19 protein-coding genes and 1 pseudogene are annotated in these 26,952 nt (G+C 40.6%); 14 read left to right on the top strand and 6 right to left on the bottom strand.

Annotated elements, in window-relative coordinates; translation table 11 throughout:
• Nucleotides 1–446: 446 nt before the first annotated feature.
• Nucleotides 447–1,970, bottom strand: coding sequence for an amino acid permease (locus ABJK37_RS14265; RefSeq protein ID WP_348355105.1), 1,524 nt, complete (start codon nucleotides 1,968–1,970; stop codon nucleotides 447–449).
• Nucleotides 1,971–2,194: 224 nt separating this feature from the next.
• On the opposite strand from ABJK37_RS14265, the gene ABJK37_RS14270 reads away from it, so the two are divergent.
• The 8 genes from ABJK37_RS14270 (at nucleotide 2,195) to ABJK37_RS14305 (ending at nucleotide 13,867) form a co-directional block, all read left to right on the top strand.
• Nucleotides 2,195–3,616: an amidase family protein gene (locus tag ABJK37_RS14270; protein WP_348355108.1), complete on the top strand. Its 1,422-nt coding sequence runs from the start codon at nucleotides 2,195–2,197 to the stop codon at nucleotides 3,614–3,616.
• 123 nt (nucleotides 3,617–3,739) lie between these two features.
• A complete protein-coding gene (locus tag ABJK37_RS14275; RefSeq protein ID WP_348355111.1) occupies nucleotides 3,740–4,354 on the top strand; it encodes an FMN-binding negative transcriptional regulator in 615 nt (204 codons plus the stop codon).
• Nucleotides 4,355–4,423: 69 nt separating this feature from the next.
• Nucleotides 4,424–5,512: a hypothetical protein gene (locus ABJK37_RS14280; RefSeq protein WP_348355114.1), complete on the top strand. Its 1,089-nt coding sequence runs from the start codon at nucleotides 4,424–4,426 to the stop codon at nucleotides 5,510–5,512.
• A gap of 331 nt (nucleotides 5,513–5,843) precedes the next feature.
• Nucleotides 5,844–6,881: a DUF1611 domain-containing protein gene (locus ABJK37_RS14285; RefSeq protein ID WP_348355117.1), complete on the top strand. Its 1,038-nt coding sequence runs from the start codon at nucleotides 5,844–5,846 to the stop codon at nucleotides 6,879–6,881.
• Nucleotides 6,878–7,864: an N-acetyl-D-Glu racemase DgcA gene (gene dgcA / locus ABJK37_RS14290; RefSeq protein ID WP_348355120.1), complete on the top strand. Its 987-nt coding sequence runs from the start codon at nucleotides 6,878–6,880 to the stop codon at nucleotides 7,862–7,864. The genes ABJK37_RS14285 and dgcA overlap by 4 nt, the downstream gene beginning before the upstream one ends.
• Nucleotides 7,865–7,915: 51 nt before the next feature.
• Entirely contained in the window at nucleotides 7,916–9,403 is a 1,488-nt protein-coding gene (locus tag ABJK37_RS14295) for a serine hydrolase domain-containing protein (RefSeq protein WP_348355123.1), read from the top strand.
• A gap of 335 nt (nucleotides 9,404–9,738) precedes the next feature.
• The gene (locus ABJK37_RS14300; protein ID WP_348355126.1) at nucleotides 9,739–11,910 is read left to right on the top strand and encodes a TonB-dependent receptor; all 2,172 of its coding nucleotides are present in this window, start codon (nucleotides 9,739–9,741) and stop codon (nucleotides 11,908–11,910) included.
• A gap of 193 nt (nucleotides 11,911–12,103) precedes the next feature.
• Nucleotides 12,104–13,867 (top strand): D-aminoacylase, encoded by a 1,764-nt coding sequence (locus tag ABJK37_RS14305; protein WP_348355128.1) that lies wholly within the window; start codon nucleotides 12,104–12,106, stop codon nucleotides 13,865–13,867.
• A 432-nt stretch (nucleotides 13,868–14,299) separates the two neighbouring features.
• On the opposite strand, the gene ABJK37_RS14310 is transcribed toward ABJK37_RS14305, so the two are convergent.
• The gene (locus ABJK37_RS14310) at nucleotides 14,300–15,061 is read right to left on the bottom strand and encodes a helix-turn-helix transcriptional regulator (protein ID WP_348355131.1); all 762 of its coding nucleotides are present in this window, start codon (nucleotides 15,059–15,061) and stop codon (nucleotides 14,300–14,302) included.
• Nucleotides 15,062–15,613: 552 nt separating this feature from the next.
• Entirely contained in the window at nucleotides 15,614–16,615 is a 1,002-nt protein-coding gene (locus ABJK37_RS14315; protein ID WP_348355134.1) for an alpha/beta hydrolase, read from the bottom strand.
• A gap of 213 nt (nucleotides 16,616–16,828) precedes the next feature.
• On the opposite strand from ABJK37_RS14315, the gene ABJK37_RS14320 reads away from it, so the two are divergent.
• On the top strand, nucleotides 16,829–17,584 hold the full coding sequence (locus tag ABJK37_RS14320; RefSeq protein WP_348355137.1) for a helix-turn-helix transcriptional regulator: 756 nt from the start codon (nucleotides 16,829–16,831) through the stop codon (nucleotides 17,582–17,584).
• Between the two features lie 326 nt (nucleotides 17,585–17,910).
• On the opposite strand, the pseudogene ABJK37_RS14325 reads toward ABJK37_RS14320, so the two are convergent.
• Nucleotides 17,911–18,144: pseudogene (locus ABJK37_RS14325) on the bottom strand (IS1595 family transposase); the annotation flags it as partial.
• A gap of 681 nt (nucleotides 18,145–18,825) precedes the next feature.
• On the opposite strand from ABJK37_RS14325, the gene ABJK37_RS14330 reads away from it, so the two are divergent.
• Nucleotides 18,826–19,245, top strand: a complete 420-nt coding sequence (locus tag ABJK37_RS14330) for a hypothetical protein (protein ID WP_348355140.1) — start codon at nucleotides 18,826–18,828, stop codon at nucleotides 19,243–19,245.
• Entirely contained in the window at nucleotides 19,242–19,439 is a 198-nt protein-coding gene (locus ABJK37_RS14335; RefSeq protein ID WP_348355142.1) for a helix-turn-helix transcriptional regulator, read from the top strand. The genes ABJK37_RS14330 and ABJK37_RS14335 overlap by 4 nt, the downstream gene beginning before the upstream one ends.
• Before the next feature lie 138 nt (nucleotides 19,440–19,577).
• Here ABJK37_RS14335 and ABJK37_RS14340 read toward each other — a convergent pair whose 3' ends face one another.
• The gene (locus ABJK37_RS14340; protein WP_348355145.1) at nucleotides 19,578–21,434 is read right to left on the bottom strand and encodes a serine hydrolase; all 1,857 of its coding nucleotides are present in this window, start codon (nucleotides 21,432–21,434) and stop codon (nucleotides 19,578–19,580) included.
• A 150-nt stretch (nucleotides 21,435–21,584) separates the two neighbouring features.
• Between ABJK37_RS14340 and ABJK37_RS14345 the strand changes: the two genes are divergently transcribed.
• The 3 genes from ABJK37_RS14345 to ABJK37_RS14355 all read left to right on the top strand — a co-directional run bounded on the left by ABJK37_RS14345 (nucleotide 21,585) and on the right by ABJK37_RS14355 (nucleotide 25,527).
• On the top strand, nucleotides 21,585–23,333 hold the full coding sequence (locus ABJK37_RS14345) for a histidine kinase (protein WP_348355148.1): 1,749 nt from the start codon (nucleotides 21,585–21,587) through the stop codon (nucleotides 23,331–23,333).
• The gene (locus ABJK37_RS14350; protein WP_348355151.1) at nucleotides 23,333–24,022 is read left to right on the top strand and encodes a LytTR family DNA-binding domain-containing protein; all 690 of its coding nucleotides are present in this window, start codon (nucleotides 23,333–23,335) and stop codon (nucleotides 24,020–24,022) included. Before ABJK37_RS14345 ends, ABJK37_RS14350 begins: the two co-directional genes overlap by 1 nt.
• Before the next feature lie 98 nt (nucleotides 24,023–24,120).
• Nucleotides 24,121–25,527: a M20/M25/M40 family metallo-hydrolase gene (locus ABJK37_RS14355; protein ID WP_348355154.1), complete on the top strand. Its 1,407-nt coding sequence runs from the start codon at nucleotides 24,121–24,123 to the stop codon at nucleotides 25,525–25,527.
• Nucleotides 25,528–25,646: 119 nt separating this feature from the next.
• Here the strand turns inward: ABJK37_RS14355 and ABJK37_RS14360 are convergent, their stop codons facing one another.
• Nucleotides 25,647–26,822 carry an MFS transporter gene (locus ABJK37_RS14360; protein WP_348355157.1) on the bottom strand — a complete coding sequence of 392 codons (1,176 nt, stop codon included), beginning with the start codon at nucleotides 26,820–26,822 and terminating at the stop codon, nucleotides 25,647–25,649.
• Between the last annotated feature and the right edge of the window lie 130 nt (nucleotides 26,823–26,952).

Consider the following 26,952-nt stretch of genomic DNA (forward strand, 5'->3'; position numbering starts at 1 on the left):
AGCGCTGATATTATTTCTATTATTCCGTCATTACCCTAGTCTTATCTCTCAGTACCCGCAGCTTATTCACAGGCGTAGTCAGTACCGTGATAATGCTAATAGGACTTAATACCAATTCCATTAAAGAAATGACCTCTCAGCGAGATTTAAAGAAGCTTAATCAAGGCGCGTGAAACAGCAATAGTGGTGCTCTTTCAAATTCGCCCTTCGGGCTGATGGTTCCCCAAAAAAGTGACAAGCATGCCAGCGCAATATGCCATAAATTCTTTCGTCAATCTTTATCTCATTTCATTCAAGCTAGAAGTAAGACATTGTTAGATTGTGTTGTTCCCTTCATTCTCAGTAATCGTTTGACCTTGACAGAAATCGGCAAGAGCTTGTCAGGTAGGCGCAGGTAACGGAATTGGGGCATATCCCCTAGAGTCTGCATAATCAATAACCGGTGCCTATAAACCTTGCAGGGAAAGACGCAATGCTGAGTTTTTATGGCCATAAAACCCATAAATACCGGCACCTAACAGCATATAAACCACCAATATTGTTCCTGGAATCCAATCTCCAGCCTGTGAACGTAAACCAATATCAATCAGTACTGGCGCCATCATCGCAAAACAGAATATAAGTGCACAAACTGGTACCACACCAAACCATATTCCTTTAATCCACATTCCGCCAAACGGTACTTTAAATGGGCGTTCCAACTCGGGGTGTTTAGTTCGTAACCAAATCAAGCTAATCGCCACCACAGAAAAAACGAAGGTTGTGCCAATACTGACTAAATCAGCCAATATACTAATAGGAAGGATCGCAGCAGCAATCGCAGCAAGTAAAGCCACAATAATTGTACCTTTGTAAGGTGTTTTAAAACGCGGATGTACAACACTAAATATTTTAGGCAGCAAGCCATCATGTGACATGGAATAACAAACTCGCGAATGGGCATAAGTGTTCACTAGGAGTACAGAAACTAACCCCGTTAATGCGCCTATTTTAATAATTACCGTTAACAATGGTTGTTGTATAACGTCCACAGCTATTGCAATCGGATCGGGCACACCTAAACTTTTAAAAGGCACTAAGCCGGTCATTACCAACGCTACCGCAATATAAACTAAGGTGCTTACTAACATCGCTCCCATTATCCCAATCGGTATATCACGTTGCGGTTTTTTAGCTTCTAAGGCTGCAGTAGCAACCGCTTCGAACCCTAAGTAAGAGAAAAAAAGAATCGAAGCCGCACGAAATATACCTGGCACACCGTAAGTAAATCCTCCTTCATTTTCAGGGATAAGAGGTAGCCAGTTATCGGTATCAACATGACTCCATCCCACTACGACGAACCCGACTAACACACCTATCTTTATAATAACCATAACAGTATTCGCCGCGGCAGAATGCGACACGCCACGCACCAAGACTAAAGTCACCAGCACCACTGTTGCCACAGCAATTAAATTAACTCCGCCACTGAATTCAAAATGAGTGCCTTGCTCTCCTATCTGTTGCTGTATCCATGTGGTGGAAAAGCTTTTGGGTATATGCACGCCAAAGTCGCTTAACAAACTAGTAAAGTATCCAGCTGCACCGGCGGCTAGGGCCGACCCGGCCAACCAAAACTCCAGCATTAGCATCCAACCCAATGTCCATGCAAAAGCCTCTCCTAATGAAGTATATGCGTAACTATAAGATGCGCCGGAAACAGGTATTACCGAAGATAGCTCTGCATAACATAAGGCTGTAAATCCACAAGCTAAACCGGCAAGGACAAAAGATAAAATGATTGCTGGCCCAGCGTATTGAGCCGCAGCGGTACCTGTCATGACATAAACACCAGCGCCAATGATACAACCTAGACCTATCAAGATCAGTTGGAACGGGCCTAGGGTTTTCTTTAGTCCATGCCCTTGCAAACTGCTTTGAATATCGACTAAATTTTTTTTTATTAAAAGGCTACTTACATTATTTGGCACTGAACTTTCCTTTATTGTTGCTTTTATAGTTAGACAGAAAAGCTAACACAACACTTAGATATGCACTTAAGCAATGGGGTCGTTGATTATTGCAAGCAGGCCGATAATTACATTCCTTAATTTCTAATGTGGCCTTATTGCGTTAATTAGCGGCCTTAGAACAAAAGCATTTAGGTTGATAATCACTTAAATTGTCCCTCCTATTAATGATTAGAGACCATGATATGAGCGAAATTGTTGAATCTATATCCATTAACGATGCAATTGAGATAGGCAAACTTGATGCCCACGCTCAAGCCAATTTACTGATCCAAAAAGAACTTTCAAAATCAACCCTATGCCAAGCAGCCATTGTGCGCATAGAGCACATTAACCCGCGCCTTAACGCAGTGGTTTACAATGCTTTTGACTATGCGATGGAAAAATCACTGCAACCATCATCATCAGCAATGGCAGGTGTGCCTTATTTGTTAAAAGCATCTGCCGCCTATCCTGGTTTTCCTATGCACTGTGGCTCTCGATCAATGTTAGGTAAGGTGGCAAAGTTTGCTTACCCTTTTGCTACCAAATTAGACAATGCAGGTCTTATTCCTGTAGGCATGTCTTCGATGCCAGAATTTGGCTTACTCGCCTCTGGTGAGCCAGTACTTTATGGTGCCACTCATAACCCTTGGGCCTTAGACCGTTCAACTGCAGGTTCGAGCAGTGGCGCTGCGGCAGCGGTCGCCGCAGGACTCGTACCTTTGGCCCATGCAAGTGATGCTGCGGGTTCAATTCGCATGCCCGCTTCGGCTTGTGGAGTGATTGGCTACAAACCGAGTCGTGGCTACAATTTGCGCGCTCGGGTACATCACCTTATTGATGATTTACTGTGTTCCGACTCGCTCCTTGCCCGCTCGATGCGCGATACAATATGGGCCGCTAACGTAGTTCGTCCACCGACAATCCCTATTTACCAAAGCACCTCAAATACAATTCACCGTCCCCTAAAAATAGCGGGAGTATTAAGGGGTATAGATGGAACCAAACCGGATTATCAAGTAGAACGAGTCTTTCATCAAACTGCCAGATTACTGCAGGATTCCCTAGGACATGAGCTTAAGTACATTTCGTTACCGATAGATGAAGAAGCAGTCAGCCAAGCCTTAAAGGTTTTGTGGAGTTATTTAGGTGGGGAGTTAAGGGACCAATGCATAGCATTAAATCCCTTTCACCCAATCGATGATTTGCTTGAACCATGGACTATAGGTTTAGCACTGCAGCGTGATACTTACTCTACCAATGATTTAGCAAACGCATTTTCAGAAATAACCAAGGCCACCCTCGCCTTAGAGCAGTTTCATCAAAAATTTGATGTTATATTGTCGCCAGTTAATAGCACGGCCCCCCCCCAAATTGGACACTTAGCACCGACACAACCATTTGAAAATTTATGGGAAGCCCTATTCAAATATATGAATTATACGCCCCTGCATAATATTACCGGTACACCGAGTATTTCTTTACCCTTATTTATGAGTAATGACAATATGCCAATAGGTTCGTTATTTTCAGCTGCATTTGGCAAAGACGACATCCTATTAAATCTTGCCGAAGAATTGGAGCAGACTCTGCCTTGGGCGGCACGCTGGCCTAGTATTTTCTAAGATAAATATAAATTGAGCTTTGGATATTGTTATACAGAACTTATAACCGATTCATTTTTCAAGCTAGTAAGAAAACACAAGTTAGATGTAACTTATAATCACCGCTTTAAGGAATACTTTGCCATGTATGCGCCGTCCCCCTATTTATCTAAAGACCCAACTATTGCCTGCAACCTCATTGACATGATTGTCATGGGAACCTTAGTTACATGCGAAAATTCAATGCAGGGAAGTCCTCTACCCTTTATGGTTAACCAAAAAACAGACGGGAAGTTAAGACTAATCAGCCATATGGACAGAGCCAACCCCTTGTGGAAAACCTTGCAAAACAATCAAGAAGTCATGGTTATTTTCTGGGGGCCTAATAGTTATATTTCACCCTCGATTTACACCACATCACCACGTGTTCCTACTTGGTTTTTTGCCACTGTACACCTAAAAGGAATACCTAGACTAATTGAGGATGAAGATGGTTTAGACACGATAGTGTCGGATCTAAGTCAGTTTATGGAAAAAGCCGACTCAACTTGGCAGATATCTCAGGTTGCCAATTACAAAAAACGTTTACTTTCCGCCATAGTTGGTTTTGAAATTGATGTTAGGTCATGTCAATCGCAGATAAGATTAGGTCAGGGAAATAGCTCTAAAGACCAAAACGCAGTCTATCAAGCCTTAAGCAAAGGTAATCCAGCAGAAAAGCAAGTTGCTGAGTTAATGCAACAACTTGATCTAACATGATTAGTCAATACATATTAATCCCATTTAACAAACCAACTTTCAGTTAATCATGGGGTGAAAAGGATAATTATGGGAAATATATTACGAACATACCTACTACCCGGCTTAATTTTTCAAGGCGTTATCATAGGCGGAGGATATGCTACAGGACGCGAACTGGTTGAGTTTTTTCTATCTAGTGGCCCATTGGGAGGGATATTGGGTATGGCTCTATCGGCCCTTATTTGGGGAGTAGTAATGGCAGTTTCTTTTGAGTTATGCCGCTTAACTCGTAGCTATGATTACAGAAATTTTTTCATTCTGCTCTTAGGACGATATTGGTTTTTATATGAATTACTGTTTGTTCTTACTCTTACCGTGTCCTTAGCCGTTATCGGCTCAGCGTCTGGAGAAATCATTAGCACTTCCACTGGTTGGCCCCAAATAACCGGGACGTTCATACTACTCATCGTAATAGGATTTCTGGTTTTTTACGGCAATACTGCTATTGAACGTTTCATGGGATTTTGGTCATTTGTGCTTTATGTAACTTATTTGGGGTTGGTTATTTGGTGCCTCATAAACTACTTCGACGTTATTACCTTGCATTTAGATCAATCGGAACTTGATACGTCATGGATTTGGAATGGAATAAAGTATGCCGGCTATAACGTTGCTGCCGTTCCAGCAGTATTCTTCAGTTTAAGACATATACAAAACAGGCAACAAGCAATCAGTGCTGGATTAATTGGTGGTTTTGTCGCCATCATTCCCGCATTCTTACTATTTACCGCTTTATTGGTTGGTTATCCTTCAATTCTAGATTCTGATGTGCCATCGACAGCCTTACTAGAACAACTCGAATTACCTTGGTTTAACTATGTTTTTCAGCTGGTTTTAATAGGTACGTTTATTCAAACAGGGGTTGGCTTGGTTCATACTGTCAATGAGCGGATCTCGGTAACTATGTCAGAAACGAAAAAAACACTTCCTAATTACCTTCGACCACTTTTCGCATTGCTATTCTTATCAACGGCTATGATTTTGGCAGATACATTTGGCATCGTTACGCTGATCGCCAAAGGTTTTGGGGTATTAACTTACGGTTTTATATTAGTTTTTGTAGTCCCTACTCTAACGATAGGTATAAGGTATATTTTAAAAAACAATACACCGTAACCTAAAAGGGGCGCAAACTATTAAGGCAATGAATGACCAGATTTTATTCAGCACGTCATTTCATTTCAGACTTAAATAATTTGCGCACTGGTCAAGACAATTGGCGTATCCAATAAAACAATTGTCCTACTTTCGATAGTGCTCATTATTTTACGCTCTAAACTATTGGGCGAATCTTGTTTGGTTAATGGCAATGCCAAACTGCACCTTAGTGAAACGTCATGATACAGCCAAAAAAATCGTAAGGGCCTAAGAATAAAACCTCAATATTCTCTTGCCTTTTATAAGTGAAACACCCCTATCTAATGCGCTTCGAATGGAGATCTAAAAAATGAAATTTATCCCGCCTGTTACCACTATTCCAGCACCATACCTAGTTTTTATCGGCGATGTTGTGGATCCACTCATAGCCAAAACTGCTTTTGGTATCGTTGACTGGCGTCCTGAACTATGTCTTGGACAAATGCGGCTAGCTGGTTGTGAACTCGATTTAGGTTTACCTGATTTAGGATTACCAGAAGCCTTAGTTGCAGGTGTTAAAAGCATAATAATAGGCTCCGCACCAGCAGGAGGGATTTTACCAGAACATTGGGCAAAAGCTTTCGAAGAATTTGCATCTGCCGGTATTAACATTGTTAGCGGTATGCACACTAGATTAGATTCCAATAGATCGTTAACTGAAGCCGCAAAAAAAGGGAATGCACAGCTAATTGATGTACGCAGATTAATCGCAGACATCCCTGTGGGGAATGGTAAAAAACGTTCTGGAAAACGATTACTAACCGTAGGAAGTGATTGTGCTGTAGGAAAAAAATATACGGCACTCGCTATAGAACGAGAAATGTCTAAAAGAGGGATGAATAGTACGTTTAGAGCAACAGGGCAAACCGGAATAATGATTGCTGGTAATGGAATTGCCTTAGATGCGGTAATTGCCGATTTTATTGCAGGGGCAGCAGAATGTATTAGTCCCGACAATAGTCCTGAACACTGGGATGTTATTGAAGGCCAAGGCTCACTTTTACACCCAGCATATTCCGGCGTATCACTGGGACTATTGCATGGCTCCCAACCTGATGCAATCGTATTATGTCACGATCCAAAACGTTCACATATTTACATTTGTCCCGAGCAAGAGATCCCACCATTAAATGACTGTATTGCACAAGTAGTACAACTCGGAAAACTCACTAATAAGCTTATCCGCCCTGTCGGTATCAGCGTTAATTTATCAAGGATTAACGCGTCAGAACACGAAGCTTATTTAAACAAAATACGTTTTGAAACCGGATTACCCTGTACCGATCCTGTTCTATATGGGGTAAGCGACATAGTCGACTATTTAATTGAGTCAGAGGTTGAGTTGTGAAAGACAGAGAATTGCATGTAGACATTACTGAGTGGCCTTTCAAAACGCCATTTCGAATTGCGGGGAAAACATGGGAGACATTGCCAATCGTAAATATTTTGATAAAACAACATGATATAAGCGGTCGAGGAGAAGCAGTTGGCGTTACCTATTTAGGAGAAACGCCAGCAGGCATCGTCAAACAAATAGCAGCAGTTGCCTGTGAGGTCAAGTCCGGTTTAACTCGCAACGAGCTTCAATATTTATTGCCCGCTGGTGGGGCTCGTAATGCCTTAGATTGTGCCCTATGGGATTTAGAAGCCAAACTGTCGGGCCAATCGGTATGGCATTTAACCGGACTAAAATCGCAAAATATTACAACGGTAATGACCATTGGCATTGATGACACTCCAGAGGCCATGGCAGTCAAAGCAATAAAAGCTAAAACCTTTCCAATATTAAAAATTAAGTTGGATCACGAATTAGTGGTCGAGCGCATAAAAGCAATTCGACTCGTCCGCCCTGATGCACGTTTATGTATAGATGCCAATCAGAGTTGGGATCTTGACTTGCTAAAATATGCGGCCCCTAAGTTAGCAGAGCTGGGTGTCGAGATGATTGAACAACCATTACCCCGCAATCAAGATGCCGTATTGCAAACCTATAGTTCACCGCTGCCCTTGTGTGCAGATGAGTCTTGCCAACATATAGAAGAGCTACCAGAGGCTCTAAGCATGTATGACATGATCAACATTAAATTAGACAAAACCGGTGGATTAACTCATGCGTTAGAAATGGCTAAAGTTGTTAGAAATGCGGGTAAACGTTTAATGGTAGGCTCAATGGCGGGGACATCTCTAGGCATGGCGCCCGCTTTTATGATCGGAACATTATGCGATCTTGTTGATATTGATGGCCCCTTACTATTATCCCAAGATCATCCTAATGGCCTTTTATTTAACGGCGCAAATGTTTCCCCCTTTTCACCGGCATTATGGGGTTAATTAATGGGTTCTTCTAATAAGTGCATTTTTAGTTATCGAAAGGAAAAAACTATGAAACTCAACCCTAACATCCTTGCTGGTTGTATATTGTTACTGAGTCTAGCTATCACAGTAATACCAGCAAGTGCCGCCCCCCATTGGCCATCAGTTGAACAAATTCGAAATGTCGTTGATGAAACCTTTTTTGATCTTGCGAATGGCCCTGGCTGTGCGGTAGGTATTCAGCATGAAGGAAACACAATATTCACTAAAGGATTCGGATACACAGACGTTGAGAGCAAAGATCCAATAACTGATACCACCTTGTTCAACATTGCATCAATGTCAAAACAATTTACTGTATTAGCCATCCTTAAACTGCAATCTCAAGGATTACTATCGGTCAACGATCCTGTGAAAAAATTTATTCCCGAAATTACTGAGTCGCATTCCTCAATTCAAATTTCAGATCTTATTCACCACACCAGTGGATTAATGGATTACCTTGGGTACTTTTGGTTCGCAGGAATCCGAGACTTCTCACAATTGTCACGAGAGACAGCTCTACACGCAATGTTTGGAGAATCAATACAAGTATCGGCAACAGGCAGACATTGGGCATATAACAATGGAGGCTACTTATTACTTGCTGAAATTGTTACCCGTGTTAGTGGCCAAAACTTTGAAAATTTCGCTAGAAAAAATGTTTTACTACCGTTTGCTATGGATAACAGCTATTTTCGTTCTCTTGATGATCCCGATTTAGGTCCTATTGCGCATGGCTATGTTCAAACACCGAATGGTTTGATAGAACAAACAGATACCGTAAATTATTCTGGTGACGGGGGCTTAATAACAAACATTCAGCAATTCTTAAAGTACACTGCTGCAATGCACTCTAATCGTGGTCTTTGGAACAAAAAAAACGCAGAGTTTATTACTACTCCTGCCAAACTAGATGGGCCTGAGATGTTTTCTGAAACAGGTACACTGGATACTACCTATGGAGGTGGACTAGGGCTACAACAATTAAATGGCCATTTGGCATACACACATACAGGGGGTATCGCCGGCTACAACTCAAATTTTGCCTACTTTCCAGATAATGGGCTAGCTATTGTCGCATTTTGTAATTTACGCCATGCAAATTTAAAGCAACGTTTTGAAAAAGTTTACGAGCTTTACTTTAATCAAACCACATCTAAAACCAAGAATAGCGAACAATCAAGACCACCTGAAAATCAAGAGCAATTAGCGCCAGCACTATTGTTAACATCGTTAGAAGGACAATACAGTTCGGAACAGTTAAGAACAATTTATGAATTTAAAGTAAATGAAAAAGGAGGGGTAATTCTTAGTATTAGCTCACCCTTTATTCCAAAACCACTTGTTCAAGAGTTTTCAAAAATATTGCTTACCGCTGACGGCTTAATCGCCCTAACACCTTCATTTATTAGAGTAAGGGTGATGTTAACTGAGTCAGGAAAAGTAAAAACCTTTAAACTAGTTAGTCCAATCACCCCTGCCTTTGAATTTCAACGCATCACCCATCACAAGTAAATTATATGGGGCCTTAGGCCCCATAATCGACTTAATATGGATATCGATTTTACATAAAAAATGTTAGCTTTTTGTTCAATACTCAACTTATACCAATCCCCAGATGTTATTTGATTTCCAGATGGCCTAAAAGATTAACTATTTAACTCCTTCTCGATAACGTCGCGCACTATTCCCATATTATTATCATATGCGTGCAACCATTAATGGTAAACACTAACTATGTAAAAATTATAACAACTATAAATATCTTCCAGCATTTGTTTTTAACAATGTTAGAGAAGTAAATAAAATAAGCCGGAGAAAATATGAAAAATCAATTTAGCACGGGTAAGATGCCGAAAAAAAACATAGAACTAACACTAAGCCGAATAAGAAAAGGAATCGATTCCAAACCTTTACTAATGCTTACCTCATTACCTATCCTATTTTTCATACAACAAGCCTCAGCGCAAGACCAAACAATCGTGGTTGAAGATTCATTAGGTATCGAAAAGATTCAAGTAACAGCACAAAAACGAACACAAAGCATTCAGGAAGTTCCAATTTCGCTTATAGTTATGTCGGATAGCGATATAGAAAAAGCAGCAGCAAACACATTAAGCGATCTTAACTTTGCTATTCCTGGCCTCAGTATCAGTGGTGATAGCCAAGGTGGCGTGAGTATTCGAGGAGTGAGCGGCTTTGCGCGCAATGTAGGCAGTGAAGGGCGCGCTGGCATATATACTGATGAGGTATATGTTGGTCGATCGGCGGGAGTTGACCAAAACTTATTTGACATTGAGCGTGTTGAAGTACTTAAAGGTCCTCAAGGTACGTTATTTGGCAGAAACACGGTTTCCGGAGCAATAAGTATTACGACTCGTAAACCTCAAGAAGAGTTTGAAGGCAGTGTAAAGTTAGAAACCGGAAATTTAGGACGATTAAACGGTACCGCTATTGTAAACGTTCCATTAACTGACTCACTTTTTTCCCGTGTGTCTCTAAATAGCATAAAGCAAGACGGTTACGTTACAAATATTACAACAAACAACGACGTTGGCAGCTTCGAAAAATTAAATGGTAGGTTGCAATTACGCTACCTTGCTAAAGAAGACTTAACGTTTGATTTAAGCATTGATGCTCGTCGCAGCCGCAAAGATACAATCGGTTTTCAAACATTCACGGATTCCGATACAAACGGTATTAGAGCAATTACTCACGATGCTGATGAGTTTGACAATAACACTCTCTATGGAATATCTTTGACTGCAGAGTATATCTTGCCTACTGGGTTTATCTTTAAGTCAATTACGTCGTATCGAGAAGAAGAATATCATTCTTTAAACGATGAGGATGCCTCGTCACTAGATGTAGCAATTAGTCAATTTCAAGAAGACAATAATCAATTTACTCAAGAACTGCGGCTCCAATCGCCAGATTTAGATGCGTTCAATTATATTGTTGGCTTATACTATCTCGGTGAGGACTTATCCTCTGACAAGAGTGTCTCGGCAGGCACTGCATTTCCTATCCCAAATGTTGATATTCCCGCTCCTGGTGACGTTAATTTAGACTCGTATGCCGCCTACGTCCATTCAAACTATAGTTTTACAGATAAATTATTTATGACGGCTGGATTGCGTTATACCAAGGAAACCAAGTCAGCAGATTATTCGATTTCAGATCCAACTGGAATTTTATTTACAACAGGAACCTACAAAGATGAAAAAAGTTGGGATGACTTAAGTCCCAAGATAGGCTTGCAATATAAAGCCTCAAATAATCTGATGGTATATGGCTCGATTGCCCGAGCCTTCAAAGCAGGGGGTTATAATCTAGACTTTCTATCAAGCTTAGATCAAGTTTCTTATGATCCTGAAACAGCAGTGAACTATGAAATAGGTATTAAGAGTGATTTAATAAATCGTCGCCTTAGATTGAATGCATCTGTCTTTTCAATGAAATTCGATGACTATCAGGTTTTTCAGTTCCAAAGATTAGCTAGCGGTGGCACGATTTCAGTTCTTACCAACGCGTCAAGCGCAACATCTAGCGGTATAGAATTAGAAGTCAGTGCTAGACCACTAAAAGAACTTATGCTGGTGGCTAATTACACCCACATTAAAGCTGAGTATGACGAATTTCCAGACGGTGGTGGTCTAGGAATTGATTACGATGGTCAACCAATTAGTTCAACCCCGGATCAGAGCTTTTATATTGGTGCAGATTACGATCGTGAATTAGATCAGTATGGTAGTGTTAATTTTCATTTAGGTTTTTCTTATAACAAAGCATTTGATAAATTCATAAATCTATCACTTCGAGAACCCATTTCATCGCAAAAATCATTGAATGCACATATCGAATTTCGCACTACAGACGAAAGTACAACTTTGGCTATATGGAGTAAAAACATGACATCTGAAGAAGCGGCAAGCGATGTCTCTTACAACTTCCTTGGCAGTAGATATGCATCCTATCCAATATCACATACTTATGGAATATCTTTAAAATATAACTTTTAAGAAAATGTGGGGGATGAGCAACATTTACGTTTCACATTTGGGTGTTTGCTTACCCGAATGGAGCGAGTAGATAAAAATGTCACTATCCCCCATTTAATAAATAAAAATGGAAACAATGCAGCCATATTTCGTTGGATAACAGCCCGTTTTCCAACTTTTCAATAAAAGCAATATCAATTATACGAGTATTACTATGCAAAATTTATTCAAAGTTATGTCTTTAAGTTTGCTTTTAACTGCTGGATGCAGTAATCAATCTGTTGACAACGCCGCTGTAGAAACGACTTACGACCTAATAGTACGCAATGGTAAAATCTATGATGGTAACGGTGGTTTAGGATTTACAGGCGACATCGCTGTCAATGCAGATCGAATTGTTGCCATTAATAAAAATATACTTGGGCACGCTAAAAAAGAAATTGATGCGCGCGGTAACGCTGTCGCTCCAGGTTTTATTAATATTTTGAGTTGGTCAGGAGAGACACTACTCGCTGACGGCCGCGGCCAAAGTGCATTACGCCAAGGTATTACCCTTGAAGTTATGGGAGAAGGAATATCAATGGGACCGCTTTCTCCATCTATGAAAGTTGCACTTAAAGCTCGTCAAGGTGCCACAAAATACGATATTGCATGGACTACCCTAGGTGAATACTTGCAACACGTTGCTGATCGAGGCACGTCAATCAATATCGCATCATACCTTGGTGCAGCAACTGCGCGTTGGAACATATTGGGACCTGATGACGTAGATCCCACTCCAGAACAGCTTAAAGAACTTCGCAAACTAGTAAAAACCGCCATGGAAGAAGGAGCTCTAGGAGTTGCATCATCCCTAATTTACGCCCCTGGAGTATATGCAGAAACAGATGAGCTTGTTGCACTTACTGAAGTTGCAGGATCATGTGGTGGAATATATGCAACTCATATGCGTAGCGAAGGAGACCGCTTTCTTGAAGCAATAGATGAAACCATAGAAATATCTAAACGAGCAAATACCCCAGCTCATATATTTCATCTAAAAGTTGGAGGAGTTAACAATTGGGACAAGATGGCACGGGCTGCCAAGCGTATTGAACAAGTTCGTGATAATGGAGTGCGCATTACAGCAGACATGTATCCCTACGCGGCTTCTGGTACGGGATTGAGTGCGTCAATGCCTCCTTGGGTTCAAAAGGGAGGACACAATGCATGGATAAAACGGCTACAAGACCCAACAATACGTGCCAAAGTTATTGCGGATATGCGCGATCCAAACCCTGATTGGGAAAATGTGATGCAAATGGCCGGTGGCGGTGAGAATGTGCTTTTAGCAATGTTTAATAATCCCAAGCTGAAGCCGTTAATAGGAAAAACACTAGCAGATGTTGCCAAAGAGCGCGGAATTTCCGTCGAGGAAGCGGCAATAGAATTAGTTATAGAAGATAATAGCCGAGTAAATGTTATTTATTACACAATGTCTGAAGATAACCTTAAACGTAAAATTGTTCTTCCTTATGTAAGCTTCAGTTCTGACGGGATGGCAATATCAGCAGAAGGAAACGTCCTCAAGAGTGCCCAGCATCCAAGGAGTTACGGAGCATTTTCACGGGTATTTTCTCATTATGTTAGAGACTTAAAACTTATCACTGTAGCCCAAGCTGTGCATAGAATGTCAGCCGCACCAGCTGATATTTTGGGACTGAAAGATCGAGGTCGGTTGAAAGTAGGTAACTATGCCGACATCGTAATATTCAATATAGATACCATTCAGGATTACGCAACATATACCCAACCACACCAATATTCAAAAGGAGTATCAACAGTTATTATTAACGGCGTCGAAGCCTTGCGAGACGGTGAACCAACGTCGGCACGTCCTGGACAAGTCGTCAGAGGCAGGGCTTGGACAGGTTGGTCAGATGGCGGATGTCGATCTTCTGCTAGCGATTGGGATTGGAATCTAAACTCTTTACTATAAAAATCTAATAGGGGCTTTTAGCCCCTTTATTGCATATAAATTACTATTAGTTTTTGCTGAGGGTATCCAACCTCCCCTTAAATCTCACCATTGTGTTGCAGGTTCAAAGTAGCGATTATTAAATTACTGATGTCCTTCCCCGACAGAGTGAATTCAATATCCTATATTAACTAACCTGAACTCGGGATAAGCCATACCGTCCAGCACCGCTATTATTGCGCCTATCTTCGTTGAACTTGCTCTCATTAGCTGGCTATTGCTTCACAAGCTCGCCTTGATAAACACAATAATATCAGCACTGGATGCATTAAATTGGCGGCTAGATAAATAGTGAGATTATAACCTATTGTTTTTATTAGATTTACTTCATAGGACGCGGCACGTCTTAACCCGAGCTCAGGTTAACTAGACTGTAGTGAACTAAGACACATGCTATCTTTCAAAGTACTTACTGGGAGGAACCCCAAAAGCGCGATGAAACATAGAAGTAAAGGCGCTAGAGCTGTTGTACCCTACGTCAAAAGCAACTTTTGTTACCTGCTCTCCAGTCGAAAGCCTAGAAAGTGCTTCCAAAAGTCGGGCATATTGACGCCATGATGAAAAACTCATATTAGTTTCTTTTCTAAACAACCTAGTAAAAGTTCGCCGACTCATACATGCTAAATCAGCCCATTCAGTAAGGTTTTTTTCTTGGGAAGGTTCTTGCATAAAGGCCGAACATACATGATGTAAACGACTATCGTTTGGCATCGGAACAACAAGATGCTCAATAGGCATTTGCTCAATTTCATCTAAAATCAACTGCATGATGTGCCCTTCTCTATTGGTCACCTCGTAAGCAGCTGGAATTTTCATTGCTTGAAGTATCAGCGCTCGCAGCAAATCAGATGCAATTAGAATACGACACTGTTCAGGAAGATTTCTCCGCTCAGCAGTATTAATATATAAAACGCAAAGAGAAATATCACTACGACATCGAACCATATGACGAATACCTGCCGGTATCCAAAGAGCTCGTTGGGGGGGTAAAACAAAGGTGCCTGTTTCAGTAAATACCGTCAATAATCCCTTGGCGGTATAAATTAATTGCGCTCTTGAGTGGTAATGCCAATCATCAACAAATCCTGCTGGGTATTGATCCTCCAAAGCAATAACTTGACGATCGACTACACATACTTCAACACTGGACTTCATATCTCATCACCTTAGTTATCTAGTACAATGAGCTTATAACGATAAATATTGGCCTAAACACTAAAATGGGCGGGATTATATTTAGATTAGGCCAACAATATCATTTAGCTATTCTGCATGATTTCGCGGAAAGGGAGATATCAGTGTGATACATCATATAGATGGATATGCTAATTATTACAACGTTACCTACCTAAAAGTTATTAGGTTTAAAAGAAGTTACGCAGACTATATTCATTATAAAAAGCTCCCCCGCATATATATCACACATTATTAACTTATTAACCTGAGCTCGGGATAAGCCATACCGTCCAGCACCGCTATTATCGCGCCTATCTTCGTTAAACTTGCTCACAATAGCGCGCTATTCCTTCGCAAGCTCGCCTCGATAAACACAGTAATAGCAGCACTGGATGCGTTCAATACCTTAGTGAATCAATTTAAACCACCTAACCAACTGTTTTTATAGCAATTAATGTCAAGGATGCGGCACGTCTTAACCTGAGTTCAGGTTTATTAATGTTTTGAAGGTAAAACATGGGGGACTTTCAGTTAGTCGGATTCAATGGAGGAGAAATGATGTTGTAACCATGCAGAAGTATCTTGAAACGCCTGTTCTGCAACACCTCCATAACGAATTGACTCTAGGAAACCATGAATTGTTCCCTGATATATATTAGCCTCAACATCTACTTTACTGGCCATCAATTTATCTCTCATTGCGATATTTTCTTTGAGCAGAATATCAAATTCAGAAATGGCCATAAATACAGGGGGTAAACACGATAATTCTGCCAACAACGGGCTTACTAAGGGTTCTTTAGCTAATTTATTATCCCCTAAATACGCCTCCCAAAACCAGATCATCTGTTCGCTAGTCAATAATATTTCATCAGAGTTTAATGATGCAGTTTTCCTGTTAACAATACTCGCATCAAAAGCCCCATAATTTAAAACTAAACCTTTTATTGTGTCTAGAAACCCATCCGATATCAATTTAAGGCAACTTGCTGTACTAAGATTTGCCCCAGCAGAATCACCACCCAAGATCATTTTTTCAGCACTAATGCCTATCTTATTTGCATGCTGTTTACACCATAAAATTACGTGGACAATTTCGTTAATTTGGTAGGGATACTTAAATTCCGGTGCGAGTGAATAGTCAATACCAATAACACAAACATTGGATCTAAGGGCATATTCACGCATCACACGGTCATGAGTATCCAAACTAAATAATACCCAACCACCACCATGTAAATAGAAAAATGCGGGAGAAGCTGTTGTAATAGATGGGTGATAAACTCGAATTTTTATAAAATCACCATCATATGGAATGTCAAACTCTTCAACTTTGGCCATATCGGGAGCATCTGAGGTAAAATAATGACGCACTATTTCCGCATTTTCCCTAGCTTGAGCAGGGGAAATAGATTTAGCGTCGGGAAACGGTTTGGCGCGTTCTGCCATTGTATCAAGGAAAGTGATGATTTCTGGCAATAAGCCATCGCTTATTTGATTATTTGATGTACACACTGTATTTATTTTATCCATGGTTAAAGCTCAGTAAAAAGGAGTGATAAAATTACCTGAAAATAACCTTGAACTGATATTTTGTAAGGGCTTAGTTATATAGATGATGGGCCATAAAATTAAAATGAATATTGCCCCAGAAGTCACAGGTTTCTTACGATGGCTAAATTGGATTTGGATTTACGTTTCAATTGCTTTAAATTCTGAATACAGTAGGATTTCAGAGATTTAATAATGAAAGACAGTAAGTCATTGCAATCGATTGACCGGCCTGTGGCATCTTTAGAAGATGAATACCCAGAGGGCTACGTTGATGACTGGCATTCCCATGAACGTAACCAATTAATCTACGCTTCTAAGGGAGTGTTATCTATAACCACCTCAACAGGTAGTTATATTATTCCACCCCAGCGCGCTTTATGGATCCCTGCATACATTAAACATACCGTGGTTTGTCGAAGTGATGTATCCCTAAAAACCTTGTACATCGATAATCTTTCAATAAGAAATTTTCCAGGCGAATGCAAAGTTATTGGGGTTTCGGATCTGCTACGGGCCTTGATATTACAGGCGATTAATATTCCAAGGCTATATGAGATAGATAGTCGCAATGGGCATATTATGCAGTTAATTTTAGATGAAATTGAAGCAATGCCCATTGCTCCACTATTAATCCCAATGCCCAGCGAAAAAAGGCTAGAAAGAATTTGTCTGGTCTTCATCAAAGACCCATCAGAAAATAAAAATTTGGACGTTTTGGCTAAGGAAGCGGGTATGAGCCGACGTACCTTTACGCGTTTATTCAGACAAGAAACAAAGATGAGCTTTTCATCATGGCGACAACAAGTGAGGCTATTAGAAGCTATCTCGAGAATATCCGCTGGCGCATCAATTACTACGGTTTCTTTAGATGTTGGTTACAATAGCCCCAGCGCATTTACTGCAATGTTTCAAAAAACTTTTGGCGTGCCTCCAAGCAAATATTTTTAATCATTTGTCCAGACTAAATAATAATAATAGCTGTGATGTTTAATTTGAATTTTTACCGTTTAACAGTGCCACATATTTTTCGAAAAGACCGTTACATAAATATCCCAGATAAATCGATAAGTCGTTAAGTCGTTAAGTCGTTAAGTCGTTAAAATACTCAATTACCGCCTTAGCTATACAAAATTACAGGCTGAGAATGATAAATTCTACAGCCTCGTTAGAACATCCTTCGATTAGTATTATTAAAGGCTATGTTCCAACTAAGTGTTATTAAGCTTTTAACAAGTTGTTTTTGTTAGGGTTTTCTTGAGTAACTAAAAATCTAAACCGTCACTACACAATACACTGTCGTTTTCTATTTTCCCTTTCAGCTCGTCATTAAGCTGTTTGGCTTAATATGTGTATTTCCCTCTATCTCGCGCTGTTAACTCGGTCACCAAATCATCCAGTGAGCGCCCTCGTTTCTTTGCTCGTATTTTCGGTTTTCGGTCTGGCATTTTGCTACCTTTTTCAGAGCGTGCAAACAGGGTTTCATCTGCTTCGATAAGACCTGATAATTTTCCGCGACTGGGTTTGACCATCTCACGACGGTAACGATGCAGCATTGTCCATGCAGTTTGATAACTACCTAACCCATGTGGCATTTGCAGACCTGACGTACTTACCCCGTGCTTTTCATTCGTGATATACCACGCGGCGACGAACCTGTTAGTTAAGGGAGCCCAGCTTTTTTCAAATAATGTTCCTGCAGTCATCGTACATTGATATCGACATATAGGGCACTTCATTCGACCGCGAGTTAAGTTATAACGTTTTGGATAATTTGAGGCAACGTGGGCATACAAAACCATAAAGCCAACGTAAGTGTTCAAGAAACTGAATGCATTGTCATCCGGACACCATAGTAAAAACTGAGTCCAATTTCCGAGGGTAATATCTAGGTTATTTTAGTAAATTTGATGAAATTGTCACTACTACATGTTGACATAAGTGGAGCTAAGTCTAAGTGGATACCCCATTTGTTTGTACAACATAGCAACAATTTAAAGGAACATAGCCTTATTAAAAAATATGATAGCTTTAAACTTATGCGTCAGTTTAAGAACCAAAAAACGATAAAAACCAGCTTAATTATCATGTTACGCACCTTTTTGTAAAGTAGACTTGACATAAGAATCTCTTAGGTCAATACTACCCATAAAGTAAAGCTTGTTTTACTTTATGACTTAGGAGTTTGACTTATGAATGAGATTAAACACAATGAATTACGCAACTCACAACAAAAAGCGGGTGTTAAACTTTTAGCGATTTGGACCCTTGCTTGGGTAGTGAGCACGGCATTTTTGAGATTTGGTGCTGAATACATTTGGGACTATCAACTTGCCTATTCTGCTATTGCGTTAATGACGCATCTGGCGATAGGGATCATGATGATCTTAGTAAATGTGAAACACTTAGCCAATCTTGACGAGTTACAGCGTAAAGTCACCATGGATGCAATGGGCATAACTTTAGGTGTGGGTTTGATAGCGGGTATTGCTTATGAGCAATTGGAAGATATAAAACTGATAACCTTCGAGCCAGAAATTGGTCATCTAATAATGTTAATGGGTATCACATATATCATCAGTATTTTAATCGGCAATGGAAAATACAAATGAAGAACCGATTAAAAGTACTCCGCGCTGAACGAGACTGGACTCAAGCTGATTTGGCTAGTGCTCTACAGGTCTCACGTCAAACGGCCAATGCCATCGAAAAAGGAAAGTTTGATCCCAGCTTGCCTTTGGCAATCAAAATAGCGCGACTATTCAACTTAACTGTTGAAGAAGTTTTTATTGTGGATGAAGTTTGATGAACCGTAGGTTGATTGAAATCATTGCGCAGCGCTGCAAGTGACGTTTTCACTCTAAAACGTTGGTGCCGTAAAATCTGAACTCAAAACAAGCAAAGCACATACTGCACGCTATGTTTCGAGTTCAGATACTTTTAGTTACAAGGCTTTTGTAGCAGACAGTTTTTTCAACATATCTTTAGCGTTTTGATTATCCCCGTTGATAGTTAAGGACTTTCTGTAGTTTTCTATTGCCAACTGAGTATTTCCTTTGGTCATATAACCTTCGGCTAAACTATCATAGGCATTGGCATCGTTCGGGTACAAGGCAACATAAACACTGAAGTAATTTATTGCTGCTTTAAATTCCTTCTTAGCTAGGGCTGTGTACCCTGCATTATTTAGAGTATTGGACGCGACCATTCTAGAATTGGGATGCTGCTTTTTCCAAGCCATATAAGCTGTAATACTTTGCTCAACATCTTTATTTTCAGCCACTTCGAATGGTAGTTGCTCGTCGTCGTGTAACTTACGCATGGCATAGTCTTGCAGTCTTGTGCCTGGACGAAACAAGGTCAAATATGCTTGCTGGTCGGCTGGATTGATTTCGAGCCCAATAACATTTGGGTGTGCGTCTAAAGCAAACCTATTATTTTCCATGTAATACATTTCACCGGTAAATTGCCCTCCACCAATTTGTAGTGGATTGTGGTAAATCAATTTATCGTGTTGTTGGCTTATAGTTACAATTTGATCTACTGGCGATACATATCTGCCAGTCATTTTTTCAGCTAAAGCCTTAGGAACTGGCTGTTCACTAGATGTAATTGGCTGAGTCCAATGTAAATTTTTAACCACATTTTCAATCAAGATGTTAATCGCTGGGTTGCGAGTTTGCGTTGTTGCATTAATAAATATCATGATGCCTTTTCCGCCCTGCATTGTTGCCATAACATGGCCGCCTGTTCCAGTATTTGAGCCACCATGGGAAAACCAGTCTAGGTTACCTTGAGCCTCAAACCGCATCCAACCAGCGCCCCATCCTCCCGTTACTTTAATAGTCTGGATATCGGTGGTTTGTTTTGCTACCCAATTAGATATGACCTTAGTTGGCTTACCAGCCAATGCTTTTTGATATTCGATGGTGAATTTGGCCATATCCAAAGGGGTGCTCCACATGCCTGATGGCGCAATTTGTGGACAAATAGGAATACCATCGCGGATCACCTTTTGATTGATGTCGTGCACCTTAGCGAGGTTGCTTAAGAATCTTTCATGCCCATTTTGATACATAGTAGTGTGCTTCATGTTCAGTGGAGCAAATAACATTTCCTCTGCTAATTGCGCCAAAGACTTGCCTGTGAGGTCTTCAATTGCAACTTGAACAATGACATATCCGCCGCCGCTGTAATTCCAGTTTGTTTCAGGTTCAAAATCTACAGATATAGGCGAATTGTATCGAGGTAATTTAATGCCGTTTAAACTTTCAATTAAAGTAGGAATGTCGTCACCTAAGTGAAAATCAGCAAATCCACCTTGGGTCATACCCGCAGTGTGAGACAGCAAATTCCGAAAGGTAATTGGTTGCTTTCCATTCAACTCAGAAGGTGCAATTTTCCAACGTTTAAGGTAAGTATTGACAGGTGCATCCAGATCGAGTTTACCTTGCTGCGCCAACATCATAACTAAGGTAGCAGTGACAGGTTTAGATATAGACGCTGTTGAAAAAGCCGTTTTTTTATCGATTTTATGTTGAGTGCCGTTTTCCTTTAAGCCCGCAACTTGGCTAAATACCACTTGATAATCATCGACAACAGCAAAGCTCAGTCCAGTTACCTTTGCCTTTTGGATAAAAGTCTCATAATCGAGAGTCGAATTATTTGGTCCGCTAACCTTTGACAACAGAGCGTTATAGTCTTGACCTAAGTTAGCGGCGTAAAGTGATTTGGATAAACACAGTAAAAAACCAAAACTGCATAGCTGTACCCATCTTCTTCTTGAGCTAATCATCTTCATAGAATTTTTCCCACAGTATATAAAGTGCCCTTATACTGCGAAAAGTTAGACTGCTTTACAGCGAGTATTGCATCAACTGCTCATCTAATACGTGAACGGCTCTGACGTCACCTTTGCACCTTGGTATGATATCTAAAAGGGAGAATTACAGTGCGTTTACAGTTACTTATTTCCATACTGATATCTTGTGTTTTTATTCAATCGGCCTGTGCCAAAGAGCCTGAGATAATCATCAGTGACACTTATTATCTAAAAATTGATGACCAGATTGATTATTCAAAACCAGAAATGGATCGCAGCCAGTGGCAAAGCGAACACTTTAACGGTATTCCGTTAACTGCAAGAAATATATGGGTACAAATCGATTTCAACATTGATACTGTTGCTAAACAACCACTGGGATTGCTAGTGAGTATATTAGGTTCTTTTGACGCCTATTGGGATGGAGAGTTTATCGCCAGCAATGGTGTTGTAGGTCGAGATAGGCACAGCGAAATTCCTGGCCTGATAGACAAAATCATATTATTACCAAGGCATTTAACTGAAGTGGGCACCCACACACTTAGCTTAAGGATATCTGCTCATCACAACCCAACTACTCTTTTGCATGGCTCCTTTTGGAGTTTGGTGAGCGAATACGAAAGCCTAGTACAATTACCGTACAAACAAGCTAGCCGGCCTATGGTTATGTCTGGCGCATTGTTGTTAATCGCACTGTATTCATTCTTTGTGTATTGCAAGTCGGCTAAGCAACCCAGCTATGCCATTTTTAGTTTGTTATGTTTATCTATTTTGGCACTAACCTTTGCAGAATCTTGGCGAGGTTTATGGCCCTACACTTACGATTGGCAGATACCACGCTTAATAGTAGTGTTGGGAATGTCGTGGTTTATATCACTATTACTCAGTTTATTTTTTGCGTGGTTTTTTCAGTTTAAGTCGATTGAGCGAATTGTCTGGATTAGTATCACGTTAGTCTGTCAATTGATTATCTTATTGTGGTTCGATGGATATGATAGCCGCAGTCTTTACGTGTTTTTAATTGGTGTATTAACTAGTAGTGGCATTTGTTTGCATGCGTTTTTACAAAAGCAAGAAAATGCACTTCTGATGTTAGGTGGCATGCTACTTTTTATTGCGCCTATTTCAATCAATACGTACTCATATATGGATCAGTATTTTTTTGTATCATTTGCCGCGTTAATTAGCTTAATGTTATACACATTAGCGAAAACTATGCACAGCAAACAACAACAATTAATACAAAGTCAGATAAACGCAAGCCGCTTAGAACTTGAACTCGTCAAGCGCAATCTACAGCCGCATTTTATTTTAAACACCTTAACTGCAATTGAAGAATGGATTGAAGATTCCCCCAAAACCGCCGTTAAATTTATTCAAGCGTTGGCAGACGAATTCCGATTTATGGCGCATATGTCGGCAAAGCCCATAATTCAAATCAACGATGAGATAGCTTTGTGTCAATCTCATCTTAAAGTGATGGGGTATCGCACTAACATAAAATTTTCAATGGTTTGCAATATTCTACAACAAGAGGCCAGTATACCTCCTGGAGTGGTGCTCACTTTGTTAGAAAACGCCCTATCCCATAACCTTTATCAACAGGGCGAAGTTGTTTTTAATTTGCAGCAAATTATTATTGCCGAGCAGTCAATGCAACAAATAACGTTTATTGCTCCAATTACCCAAAAGTCTTCAGAGAAAGGCATTAATCTAGGTATTGGAAGCCAATATATTGAAGCGCGTTTAACTGAAAGTTTTGCAAACAACTGGGAAATGAAGAGTCTGCTTAGTAATAATAATTGGCAAGTCACCCTAGTCTTTCCGCTTTCAAACGTCCTTCCTAATGAACTGGTTTCATTGGAGGTAAACCACTGATGATGAATATTGTAATTGTCGAAGATGAATACATGGTTGCCAAACGACTCAAACGTTTTGTAGAGCAAGCTTTTAATCAACAACCGATTAAGACCAAGACTTGTCATTCACTGGATGATGCTACCGATTATTTAGCTGAGCACCCAATAGACTTGTTATTCTTAGATTTAAACCTACAAGGACAAGATGGCTTCACGCTCCTCAAACAACAACTCAGTCAAAGCTTTCATACCATAGTGGTATCTGCCAACTCTGACCGCGCGATCGAGGCTTTCGAAATTGGTGTACTGGATTTTGTAGCTAAACCTTTCACCCAAGAGCGTATTCAAAAAGCCGTAGATAGAATGCAACAACAGAAGGGCCAGAGCAAATATCTCACTTACAAACGCTTAGGAAAAATACAATTATTGGCCATTAGCGAAGTGTTATATCTTAAAGCTGACGGCCATTACTGTGAAGTGTTTCAGCAAAACCAACAAAGCTTTTTACATGACAAAAGTTTAGATAAACTACTCAATCTATTACCCGACGACTTCATCCGTATTCATCGCTCATATGCGGTGTCAGTGGCTGCGATTCAATCCATTGTAGCCGAGGAAGGAAGTAAATACTGGCTAACCTTAACAAGCGGAATTCGCTTGCCTTTAGGGCGTACAAAAGTACGGGATGTTAAAGCTAGATTAATATGACCCCCATACAAACTACTCAGTCAGTGTTGTTAATATTGGATGACGAACTGTCAGTGATTGCGTATTATCAAATACAAAAATACTAAAACGGAGTTCCGATGAAATTGACAAAAATAATGGCTGTAGCCGCGTTTTTATTCACCGCACCAACAATTGCCAGCAGTGAGATCATCCCCGTTTCGAAAGAAACTAAAGAGATGGCAGCGAACTTACGCGATATAGCTATCAAAGATGACAGCGCTTACGAATTATTGAAATCACTGACCACTGAAGTCGGCGCACGTCATCCTGGCACCCCTGGTGAAAAAGCCGGTATCGAATGGGGCGTTAAACAATTACAAGCATTGGGATTCGATAAAGTTTACACCGAAGACGTAGAGATGAACGGTTGGGTTCGTCTCGTTGAAACCGCAGAGGTACTTGTACCTTCTTATCAAAAGATGATTATCACTGCACTTGGCCGTTCAAAATCTACCCCCGAAGGAGGCCTAGAAGCACAAATAGTACATTTTGAAAGCTACGCTGATCTTGAAAAAGCAGCAGACGGCAGTTTAAAAGGAAAAATTGCCTTTATCAGTAATCGTATGGAGCGTTTTAAGAACGGTGCTGGTTATGGCCCTGCTAATATCGCTCGTTCAAAAGGCCATGAGTTAGCGGCCCAAAAAGGAGCAGAAGCATTACTGATTCGTTCCATTGGAACTGACGACCACCGTAACCCCCATACAGGCGCAACCAACGTGGCAATGGGTTATACGATGGTACCTGCGGTGGCGCTGTCAAACCCTGACGCCGATCAGTTAGTGCGATTAATCGGTTATGGTCACAATCCTAAAATCCGCTTAAATATTCAAACTAAAGATTTAGGTGCCATAGTCACCAAAAACGTCATAGGAGAGATTACTGGACGTGAATTGCCTGAAGAAATAGTGGTGATAGGTGGCCATTTAGATAGCTGGGACTTAGGCACAGGAGCAGTTGATGACGGTGCCGGTGTTACCATTGCAATGGCAACAGGGGCGCTGATCAAAAACAACACTAAAATGCGTCCTCGCCGTACCATTCGAGTCATACTTTGGGGAGCCGAAGAACTCGGCTTAATCGGCGCGAGAGCTTATGCCAAAGCCAGAAAAGCTGATGGCACTATCGCAAAACATATTATTGGTTCAGAATCAGACTTTGGTGCTGGTCCTATTTATGGGTTGCAATCATCAGATAACATTTCAACTAATGCTATTCACGTAATCGACACTATGGCCGGGATCATGGGTGAACTCGGTGTTACCCGTCGCAATGGCAATACCAGTGGTGGCCCAGATATGATCCCTCTAGCGGCATTGGGTGTACCCGCGGTGAATTTGATGCAAGACGGTACTGATTATTTTGACTTACATCACACACCAGACGATACCTTTGATAAGGTTAATCCAAAACATATGCGCCAAAATGTAGCTGCATGGTCTGTGTTTGCTTATATTGCTGCTGAATGGCCAGGTTCTTTTAAATAAAGTACTTAGACACGTTAAGTGTCATCCTGATACTAACTATTTAGTTAATTTAAGTTTTGGTGTGAAGGGGTATCGCCCTTTCACACCAATAACCTATGCCACGAATCGCACCCACAGACCTAGGCAGTTTTAGCTTGTTCTCGAGAATCAAGAAACCCTGAGAATTTTGTGAGAATAATAGCTAAAACAACTATTAGAGCACCAATCCAAGAGGTGTCGATTAGTTCCATTTTTTCAACTACCACACCGCCAATAATTGAACCCAGCGCTATACCTACATTGAAAGCGGCAATATTTAAGCCAGAGGCAACATCGACTGCATTAGGGGTGTATTTTTCGGCAAGTTGCACTACGTAAACCTGTAACCCTGGCACATTACCAAATGCAAATGCTCCCCATAAAAGCACAGTAATAACCGCCGCAATTTGGTTGCCGGCAGTAAAGGTAAATGCTAACAACACCACTGCTAAAGCAGTAAAAATAATATTTAGCGCTTTTACAGGCCCCATTTTGTCGGCCAATTTACCACCCCAAATATTACCCACAGCAACAGATACACCGTAAACAAGCATAATCAGTCCTATTAAACTCGATTCAAATCCCGATACTTGTTCGAGAATAGGTGCAAGGTAAGTGAAAACTACAAATGTTCCCCCATACCCCACAGCAGTCATTGCATAAACTAGTAATAATCTAGGCTGGGTCAGGACTTTCAGTTGCTCCGAAAACTTGGCGGGCGGGGCTTGTTTTAGATTTGAAGGCACTAAAATAGCGCTGCCAAGTAACGCAATTAAGCCAAGAATTGAAACAACTAAGAATGTCGCTCTCCAGCCTAACTCTTGTCCAATCCATGTGCCTAGTGGCACACCCGTGACTAAAGCTACAGTTAATCCGGTAAACATAATAGCAATTGCGCTGGCTTCTTTTTCTTTTGGCACCAGGCTAGTCGCGATTGTTGAGCCGATAGAGAAAAACACACCATGGGCTAACCCTGTGAAAATTCGCGCCAGTATGAGTGTTTCATATCTAGGCGATTGCCAAGCTAAAATGTTTCCGGCTACAAAAATAGCCATTAAAGTTAAGAGTACAGATTTCCTGTTCCACCGCCCCATCAAGGCGGTCAACACAGGTGCGCCAATAGCGACGCCCAATGCGTAAAGACTCACCAACAGGCCGGCCGAAGGTAAAGAAACATCTAAATCTGTTGCAATAGTCGGCACTAACCCAACAATTACAAATTCTGTTGTTCCAATTGCGAATGCGCTTAAGGTAAGCGCCCAAAGAGCTAATGGCATTTGAACTTCCTCACATAATTAACGTGAGGCTATTCTCATTAAAAATACAATTTACAAAAATAGCATTAATAACAAAATAATTTTGCAAATAATGTAACAATAAAAAATTTTAGTTTAGGCTTAACCCTAG

The organism is Paraglaciecola sp. (assembly GCF_039964565.1).
Lineage (GTDB): Bacteria > Pseudomonadota > Gammaproteobacteria > Enterobacterales > Alteromonadaceae > Paraglaciecola.